Source organism: Streptomyces sp. NTD91 (genome assembly GCF_059510455.1).
Genome location: NZ_JCAJZW010000029.1, coordinates 95,796 through 103,791 on the forward strand (window position 1 = coordinate 95,796; position 7,996 = coordinate 103,791).

Genomic DNA, 7,996 nt, shown 5'->3' on the forward strand with positions numbered 1-7,996 from the left:
CGGGCGTCAGGCGAGGCCCGCGGACGTCAGCCAGGCCTTGGCCACGTCCATCGGGTCCTTGTTCTGGACCTGTACCTGGGTGTCCAGGCCGAGCAGGGTCGTGGTGTCGAGCTTGGCCGAGACCGCGTCGAGCGCGTCGGCGCCCTTCTGGGAGAGGGCTCCCTTGTGGACGAGGGGCTGGACGTTCTCGAAGCCGAAGAGGTTCTTCGGGTCCTGCAGGACGACGAACTTCTCCTTGGAGATGGTCGGGTCCGTGGTGAAGATGTCCGCGGCCTGCACGGCGTTCTTCTTCAGCGCGGCCTGGGTGAGCGGACCGCCCGCGTCGAGCGCCTTGAACGACTTGAACTCCAGGCCGTAGACCGACTTCAGGCCCACCAGGCCCTGCTGCCGAGTCTGGAACTCCGGCGAGGCGCCCATGACCAGGTCCTTCGCGATGCCCTTCAGGTCGGCGATGGACGACGTCCCGGTCAGGTTGTACTTCTTCGCGGTGGCCGCGTTGACGGTGACCGAGTCCTTGTCCTCGGCCGGCGAGGGCTTGAGGAGGGCCAGCTTGGAGTCCAGCTTGGCCTCGATGGCCGCGGTGGTGGCATCGGCCGTCTTCGGCGCCGCCTTCGGGTCGAGGTAGGCGAGCAGCGCGCCGTTGTACTCGGGCAGCACCTTGATGGCGCCGTTCTTGATCAGCCCGTAGGTGGTCTCACGGCTGCCGATGTTCGGCTTGTAGCTGACCTTGATCCCCTTGGCCTTGAGAGCCTCGCCGTAGATGTCGGCCAGCAGGGTGCTCTCGGGGAAGTTGTTGGATCCGACGACCACGGTGTCGCCGCCGACCTTGCTGGTGTCCGTCAGCGGGTTGCCGCCGGACTTGTCGTTGGAGGAACAGCCCGCCAGCAGAGCCGTCGCCGCCGCGAGGGCGACCGCCGCCGCGCCTCGGTTCCTCCGGATGGACCTGCTGATGCTGTTGGTGGAAGTCACGCGCCGATCCAATCCAGCCGGTTCTCGGTCAGTCAAGGCCCGTGGATCACTGATTGGCCTCGATCTGCGGTCAGTTGCGGGGGGAGGAACGTCGTCTTCGTTACGCATACTTGATGAAAGGCGTCCGGCTCACTCCTTCAAGCGACTGTAGTCTTCGGGCCGTTGACAGCGGGGCACAGCGGTGCGACGGGGCCCGCCTCGGTGTCGGACACACCCCGAGAAGGAGGCCCGGTGTCCACGGACCGGGTGGACGCGCCCGCCCGGCACGCCCACGGACAGGGCCGCACCACCGGTTTCGCCGACCGCTGGCCCTTCCGGCGCAGCTCAACCTGCTGGTCGGTGTCCCGCTGGCGGTGATCGCCGTCCTGTTGTCCTGTCTGTTCACCGATCTGGTGCGGCAGTCGGGCGGCGCCGTCTCCGCGGCCCGGCTGGTGCGGGACAGCGCGCAGGTGGCACGGCTGGTGGACCGGGTGGAGGCCGAGCACCAGCAGGCGATCCTGCTGTCCGCGCGGTACGAGTCCGGTGTCGCGAGGCCGTCCACGTCCGCCTACAGCGCGGCGCAGCGGGCGGTCGACTCGCAGGTGGCAAGGGTGCGGACGGCCTTCGGCGACCGGCTGCCGGCCGACGAGGCACAGGCGCTGCGCGAGGTCGAGGGCCTGTCCAGTCTGCGTACCTCGGTGGAGCAGGCCTACCTGCCGGCCGACGACATCGACCCGGCCTACGCGGGCGCCGCCCAGCGGCTGATCGACGGCCTCGGCCTGGAGCGCAACACCGACCTGGCCGCCACCTTCACCGGCAACCTGCTGGACTCGCTGCTGCGTGCGGACGCCGCCCACGGCACCTTCGAGACCGATGTGTTCGCCGCGACGACGGGGGACACCAACGCGCTGATCGAGTTCACCAACGCGGTCGGCGCGTACGACCTCTACACCCACCAGGCCGACCGGTTCACCCGGTTCGCCTCCGAGGCGCAGGCCGAGCGGCTCGGCGGCATCGAGCACACCCCGGCGCAGGGCGCCATCGCGCAGTCGTACGCGGAGTTGCAGGTCGACGCGGGCGGGCTGCAGGCGAACGGCCAGGCCGAGATCCGGCAGGCGGTCCAGGACGCGCTGGCCGACTACCCGTACCACCCGCAGGAGGCCGCCGCCCGGCTGAAGATCACCACCGCGCTGATCGAGGAGCGGATCGCCGTCGGCGGCCGCGGGGCGCGCGGGCGGGGACGGGGCGGCGGGGGAAGACCACGACGACCGTGGCGATGGACTTCGGCTGCATCACCGTCGACCCGACGCTGAAGCTGTATCTGTTCGGCACGCCCGGACAGGAGCGGTTCGGGTTCATGTGGGACGACATCGTGGGGGGCCGTCGGCGGCCTGGTCGTCGTCGACACCCGGCGGCTGGACGACTGCCATGCCGCCGTGGACTACTTCGAGCACAAGGGCATTCCGTTCGCCGTCGCCGTCAACGCCTTCGACGGCAGGGTGGAGCACACCCTGGAGGAGGTCCGCTGGGCGCTGGACGTGTCCGACGGCCTACCGGCCGTCGTCTTCGACGCCCGGGAGCGCGGCTCGGTGCGGGACGCGCTGCTCGTCGTCCTCGAACTGGCGCCGGCCCGCGCCGAGGCCTGGTCCTCGGCTCCTCAACTCCCGCGCCGTACCCCGGGCGACACCGTGATCCGCGAGGCCGCCCAGAACACCAGGAGGGTCGCGAGGGCGAGTCCGGCGACCAGGGTGGCGCCGCCGACGACCTTCTCGTAGTTCTTCTGGTAGAGCCCGTCGATGATGTACCGGCCGAGTCCGCCGAGGCTGACGTACGCGGCGATGGTGGCCGTGGAGACGATCTGGATGGCCGCCGTGCGCAGGCCGCTGAGGATCAGGGGAAGCGCGACCGGCAGCTCGACCTGGAACAGCACCCGCGCCTCGGTCATGCCCATGCCCCGGGCGGCATCCACCGGCGAGGGGTCGACGGAGCGCATCGCCTCGTAGGTGGTGACCAGGACGGGCGGTACGGCGAGCACGACCAGCGGGATCATCACCGGCAGCAGCCCGAACCCGATCCAGATGAACATCAGGACCAGCAGACCGAAGCTGGGCAGCGCCCGGCCGGCGGTGGCGATCAGGGCGAGCGCGTTGCCGCCACGCCCGTAGTGACCGGTGACCAGGCCGACGGGCAGCCCGATCAGGGCGGCGAACAGCAGCGCTTCCAGCGAGTACTCGACGTGCTCGGCGACCCGGGTGGGGATGCCGTCGTAGCCGTGCCAGTGGGCGCTGTCGCTGAAGAAGGCGTGCGCGAAGTTCAGGACGTTCACCGGGTGGCACCCTTCCTCGGCATCCAGGGGGTCAGGAGGCGGCGTACGAGGACCAGCAGTGCGTCGGCGAGGATGCCGAGCAGCGCCGTCGTCAGGACCGAGTTCACGGCCAGCGCGGGCCGGTGGTAGGTGGTGGCGTCGTTGAGCATGTTGCCGAGGGCGCCCTGGTTGCCGATGAGCATGCCGACGCTGACCAGGGAGAAGCTGGAGACGACCGCCACCCGGAGACCGGCGATGATCGCTGGGGCGGCGATGGGCAACTGGATCTGGAGGTACCGGCGTACGGGACCGAAGCCCATGGCCTGCGCGGCGGCAAGGGTCTCGGGGGGCACCGAGCGGACGCCGTCCACGATCGCCGGCACCAGCACCACCAGGCTGTAGACCGCGAGCGGGATCATCACCGTGGTCTCGCTCTGCCCGAAGTAGTCGATGAGGACGACGAAGAAGGCCAGCGAGGGGATGGAGTAGAGCACGGTGGTGATGCCGAGGACGGGCGGGTAGAACCAGCGGAAGCGCACGCAGAGCTGGGCCACCGGCAGCGCCACGAGCAGGGCGGCCAGCACCGGCAGCAGTCCCTCGCGCACATGCAGGCCGACGAGCCCGAGGTAGCTGTGCTGGAGATCGCTCGGGAGGTCGAAGAAGCCGTTCACCGGACGGCCCTGACCTCGTCGGCACCGTCCGCGTCCTGCCCCGGTTCGCCGCCGACGGCGTCGGCCGCCCGGCTGTGTGCCGTACGGATGGCCTCACCGATGACCTGCTGGGAGACGACACCTACGGCGCGTCCCTCGCCGTCCACCGCGACGGCCCAGCCGGTCGGCGAGAGGACCGCCCCGTCGAGCGCCGTGCGCAGAGAGTCCCTGCCGGGTACGAACGGCCGTCCGGGGTCGAGCAGTCGGGTCACCTCGATGTTCCCCGCGGTGAGCCGGTCCGGCTCGCTCCAGCCGAGCGGCCTGCCGTCGGTGTCGGTGACGAGGAGGTAGGGGGCGTCGGCGCGGGAGGCGAGCTTGCCTGCGTCGGCGTCGATGCCCACGATCGGCGCCGTCTGCAACTCGAGCCCGGCTGACGGGAAGAAGGACAGTCGGCGGATGCCGCGGTCGGCACCGAGGAAGTCCTCCACGAAGGAGTCGGCGGGCGTGCTGAGGAGTTCGGCGGGCGGGGCGAACTGGGCGAGCCGGCCGCCGGTGCGCAGCACGGCGACCATGGTGCCGAGTTTGATCGCCTCGTCGATGTCGTGCGTGACGAAGACGATGGTCTTGCCCAACTCACCCTGAATGCGAAGCAGTTCGTCCTGGAGTCCCTTGCGGACCACGGGGTCGACGGCGGAGAACGGCTCGTCCATCAGCAGCACCGGCGGATCGGCGGCGAGCGCCCGGGCCACCCCGACGCGCTGCTGCTGGCCGCCGGAGAGCTGATACGGGTACCGCTTGGCGAGCGAGGTGTCGAGCCCGACCCGCTCCATCAGCTCGGCGGCTCGCGCGCGTGCCTTCTGCTTGCTCCAGCCCAGCAGCCGGGGCACGGTGGCGATGTTGTCGAGGATGGTGCGGTGCTGGAAGAGACCGGCGTTCTGGATGACGTAACCCATCGAGCGGCGCAGGGTGTTGACGGGCTGCTGCCGGATGTCGGTGCCGTCGAGGAGGATGCTGCCTTCGGTGGGTTCCACCATGCGGTTGATCATCCGCAGGGTCGTCGTCTTGCCGCAGCCGGAGGGCCCGACGAGGACGGTGATCGCGCGGTCCGGTATCTCGAGCGACAGCCGGTCGACCGCGACCGTGCCGTCCGGGTACCGCTTCGTGACAGAGTCTATCCGTATCAAAACGCCGAACACCCTTCGGGTTTGGCAGCTCTCCGCCCGCTTTCGGCCGAGGTCGTTCCTGCGCGGGCCATTGCCGGGAGAGTCTAGACCGCGAGTGTTGCGGCGTTCTGCCGGGCGAGGGGGACGGTCAGGCCACCGGCAGACCCGGCGTGCGCAGCACGCTGCGTTCGGTGTCGACGGCGAACACCTCGCAGCCGGGGCGGGCGGCGGCCCAGGCCGGGCCGCCCGTGCCCAGGGCGAAGGCGGCCGTGGCGGTCGCGTCCGCCTCGGTCAGGGTGGGGGCCACCACGGTGAGACTGAGCAGACCGGTCGCGGGGCGTCCGGTGCGGCCGTCGAGGATGTGGTCGCCGCGCTCGTACCGCCCCGAGGTCGCCACCGCCGCGTCGGTGAGAGCCAGCACGGCACAGACCCGGTCGGCCTGCTCCGGGTGCCGGATGCCGATCCGCCACGGCCCGCCGCAGACGACCACGTCGCCGCCGGCGTTGAGGCAGAAGCGCCGCACCCCGGCGGCGGACAGCAGCCCGGCCGCCCGCTGCACCGACCATCCCTTGACCACCGCGCAGGGGTCGAAGGACCGGCCGGGCAGCCGTACGTCGAAGGCACCGCCGGTCGCGGCCCGGTAGCGCTCGCACAGGCCGAGGACCTCTCTCAGGTCCGCGCTCGGCTCGCCGTCCGCCAACTCGCCGCGCCCGTACCGGGACACCTCGCTGTCCCGTTTGAACGGGCTGAAGCGGGCGTCCACCCGGCGCAGCCAGGCGAAGACCTCCTCCGCGGCTGCGCCGAAGTCGCCCGCGTCGTCGATCCGCAGCGACACCGGCAGGCCCATGACGTGCTCGACCCGCCGCATGTCACACCCCCCTGGCCTCGATCGCGGCCTGGAGGGACTGCTTGTACCCCGCGCTGGTGATCGTGGCCCCGGACACGGAGTCGATGTGCGCGCTCTGCGCCTTGAGCGTCTCGGCGATCAGCTCGGGCACGGCCCACCGGGTCTGCGGATGGTGCGGCGCCTGGAGCATCCGCACGGAGACGATCCGGTCGCCCTGGAAGGTCACCTCCACCTGGAAGACGCCCTTGCTGGTGCTCACCGCGGTGCCCTGGACGACCTTCGACGCGTGCGCGGCGGACGAGGCGGGGGCCGAGGACGGCACGGGGGGCGGCGGCACCGCGGGCTGTGCGGTGTCGGCGGTTCCGGTCGACGGGTGGTACCGCCACACCGGTATCAGACCTGCGACGGTCAGGACGAAGACGGGAATGGCTCGCTTCACGGTGCAAAAGCCCTCTCTCAGCCTGCGAGGCTGAAGCGCTCGAAGTGGATCTGCCGTTTGGGAACGCCCAGTTCGGCCAGGCTGCGCAGCACGGCGGCCGTCATTCCGGGGGGCCCGCACAGGAAGACGTCCCGGTCGGCGATGTCGGGCACGAGCCGGACCAGTTCGCTCGGGGCGAGCCGGTCGGGGAGGACCGGTCCGGTCACCAGGTGCAGGTCGGCCCCCTTGGTGAGGGCGAGGTCGCGCAACTCGTCGTAGAGGACGGCGTCGCGGTCGGTGGACACCCGGTAGATGACCACGGCGTGGCCCTGCAGGTCCTCCAGCAGCGCCCGGATGGGTGTGACGCCGACACCACCGGCGATCAGCACCGACTCCGGGCGGGTGCGGTGCAGGGAGGTGAACGCGCCGTAGGGGCCCTCGGCGAAGACGCGGGTGCCGACCTGGAGGTGCCGCAGGCCGGCGCTGCCGTCGCCGGCCGCCTTGGCGGTCAGGCGCAGGGTACGGCCGTCGGGAGCGGCCGACAGGGAGAAGGGGTTGGCCTGCCACCAGCGGTCCCGGGTGAGGAAACGCCACAGGAAGAACTGGCCGGAGCGTGCGGGGAGCCGGTCCAGGTCGCGGCCGGTGACGTAGACGGACACCACGTCGTCCGACTCGGGCACGACCGCCGCGACGCGCAGCCGGTGCCGCAGGTTCCGCCGCAGCGGCAGCACCACCCGGCCCAGCAGTACCGCGCCGAGGGCGGCGCCCCACAACGTGTACCAGTAGGTCCGCGCCAGGGGCGAGGAGGTGAAGGTCGTACCGGCCGCGACCTGGTGGGTGAAGGCGAGGACCACGGCGGCGTAGGTGTAGAGGTGGAGGAAGTGCCAGGTCTCGTAGGCGAGCCGGCGGCGTGCCCAACGGGCCGAGACGGCGCCGACCACGACGATCAGCCCGAGCGCGACGACGGCGCGCAGTACGCCCTCGACGGTCTCGGCGAGGTTCACCAGCTGGTTCAGCGGGTCCATCGAGGACGCCTGCGCGTAGCCGAAGACGATGAACACGGCGTGCGTGAGCAGGGTCCACAGCAGGCCGAAGCCGATCCGGCGGTGCCAGGTGGTCAGCCGGTCCATGCCGATGCGGCGGTCCAGCCAGGACAGCCGGGCGACCAGCAGCAGCTGGAAGGCCATGAGGAGGGCGCCGTACAGGCCGCACAGGCGGCCGAGCACGATCAGGGTGTTCGAGGCGAATCCGGCCTGGACGTAGAACCAGGTCGCGACGACCGCGTTGGCGGCCAGCACGGCGTACAGGCCGGTACGGGCCACCACCCGGGGGCGGATCGTCATGGGGGGCGCGGGACGGGTCTGGACGGTCGTCACGACCACAGCTCCTTGGTCGGTCCTGGGTGACGAGCTTCGCCCGCAGATAGGGTCCTTCTCCTGTCGGACGACTTTCACTCGAGTATCGAAAGCCTCACCGGGACCGGCAGCTCCGGCGGGGCCGGACGGGTGGCGCGTCACGGTGCGCCTGGATGCCGGCGGGACCGTGCCGAGGCCCTGTCGCCGAACTCCCGCCTGCCCCGCGCCGCCATGCACGCTCCCCCACTGCCTCAAGGGCGTGGGGGAGCGTGCCGGGCGTCGCGACGGGGCGAACGCGCCGGTCGGGGCA

The 7,996-nt window shown here is 71.2% G+C and carries 7 protein-coding genes and 2 pseudogenes; 2 read left to right on the forward strand and 7 right to left on the reverse strand.

Annotation, left to right across the window (positions count from 1 at the left end; genetic code table 11):
• Positions 1 to 6 precede the first annotated feature (6 nt).
• On the reverse strand, positions 7 to 969 hold the full coding sequence (locus AC5WRT_RS26480; protein ID WP_496096421.1) for an ABC transporter substrate-binding protein: 963 nt from the start codon (positions 967 to 969) through the stop codon (positions 7 to 9).
• Between the two features lie 231 nt (positions 970 to 1,200).
• Between AC5WRT_RS26480 and AC5WRT_RS26485 the strand changes: the two are divergent.
• Both AC5WRT_RS26485 and AC5WRT_RS26490 read left to right on the forward strand, forming a co-directional pair.
• Positions 1,201 to 2,150 (forward strand): annotated as a pseudogene (locus AC5WRT_RS26485) (ATP-binding protein); the annotation flags it as partial.
• 53 nt (positions 2,151 to 2,203) lie between these two features.
• Positions 2,204 to 2,591 (forward strand): annotated as a pseudogene (locus AC5WRT_RS26490) (GTP-binding protein); the annotation flags it as partial.
• A gap of 14 nt (positions 2,592 to 2,605) precedes the next feature.
• Here the strand turns inward: AC5WRT_RS26490 and AC5WRT_RS26495 are convergent.
• The 6 genes from AC5WRT_RS26495 to AC5WRT_RS26520 all read right to left on the reverse strand — a co-directional run bounded on the left by AC5WRT_RS26495 (position 2,606) and on the right by AC5WRT_RS26520 (position 7,707).
• On the reverse strand, positions 2,606 to 3,274 hold the full coding sequence (locus AC5WRT_RS26495) for an ABC transporter permease (protein WP_496096422.1): 669 nt from the start codon (positions 3,272 to 3,274) through the stop codon (positions 2,606 to 2,608).
• Positions 3,271 to 3,924, reverse strand: a complete 654-nt coding sequence (locus AC5WRT_RS26500) for an ABC transporter permease (protein WP_496096423.1) — start codon at positions 3,922 to 3,924, stop codon at positions 3,271 to 3,273. Before AC5WRT_RS26500 ends, AC5WRT_RS26495 begins: the two co-directional genes overlap by 4 nt.
• Positions 3,921 to 5,087, reverse strand: a complete 1,167-nt coding sequence (locus tag AC5WRT_RS26505) for an ABC transporter ATP-binding protein (protein WP_496096424.1) — start codon at positions 5,085 to 5,087, stop codon at positions 3,921 to 3,923. Before AC5WRT_RS26505 ends, AC5WRT_RS26500 begins: the two co-directional genes overlap by 4 nt.
• A gap of 127 nt (positions 5,088 to 5,214) precedes the next feature.
• Entirely contained in the window at positions 5,215 to 5,934 is a 720-nt protein-coding gene (locus AC5WRT_RS26510) for an FAD:protein FMN transferase (protein WP_496096425.1), read from the reverse strand.
• A gap of 1 nt (position 5,935) precedes the next feature.
• Complete coding sequence (locus AC5WRT_RS26515) at positions 5,936 to 6,352, reverse strand: FMN-binding protein (RefSeq protein ID WP_496096426.1); 417 nt, start codon at positions 6,350 to 6,352, stop codon at positions 5,936 to 5,938.
• A 17-nt stretch (positions 6,353 to 6,369) separates the two neighbouring features.
• Positions 6,370 to 7,707, reverse strand: coding sequence for a ferredoxin reductase family protein (locus tag AC5WRT_RS26520; RefSeq protein WP_496096427.1), 1,338 nt, complete (start codon positions 7,705 to 7,707; stop codon positions 6,370 to 6,372).
• Between the last annotated feature and the right edge of the window lie 289 nt (positions 7,708 to 7,996).

Excerpts from the sequence above, each read along its gene's own strand:
- AC5WRT_RS26510 (WP_496096425.1), bottom strand. The coding sequence starts at position 5,934 with ATGCGGCGGGTCGAGCACGTCATGGGCCTGCCGGTGTCGCTGCGGATC.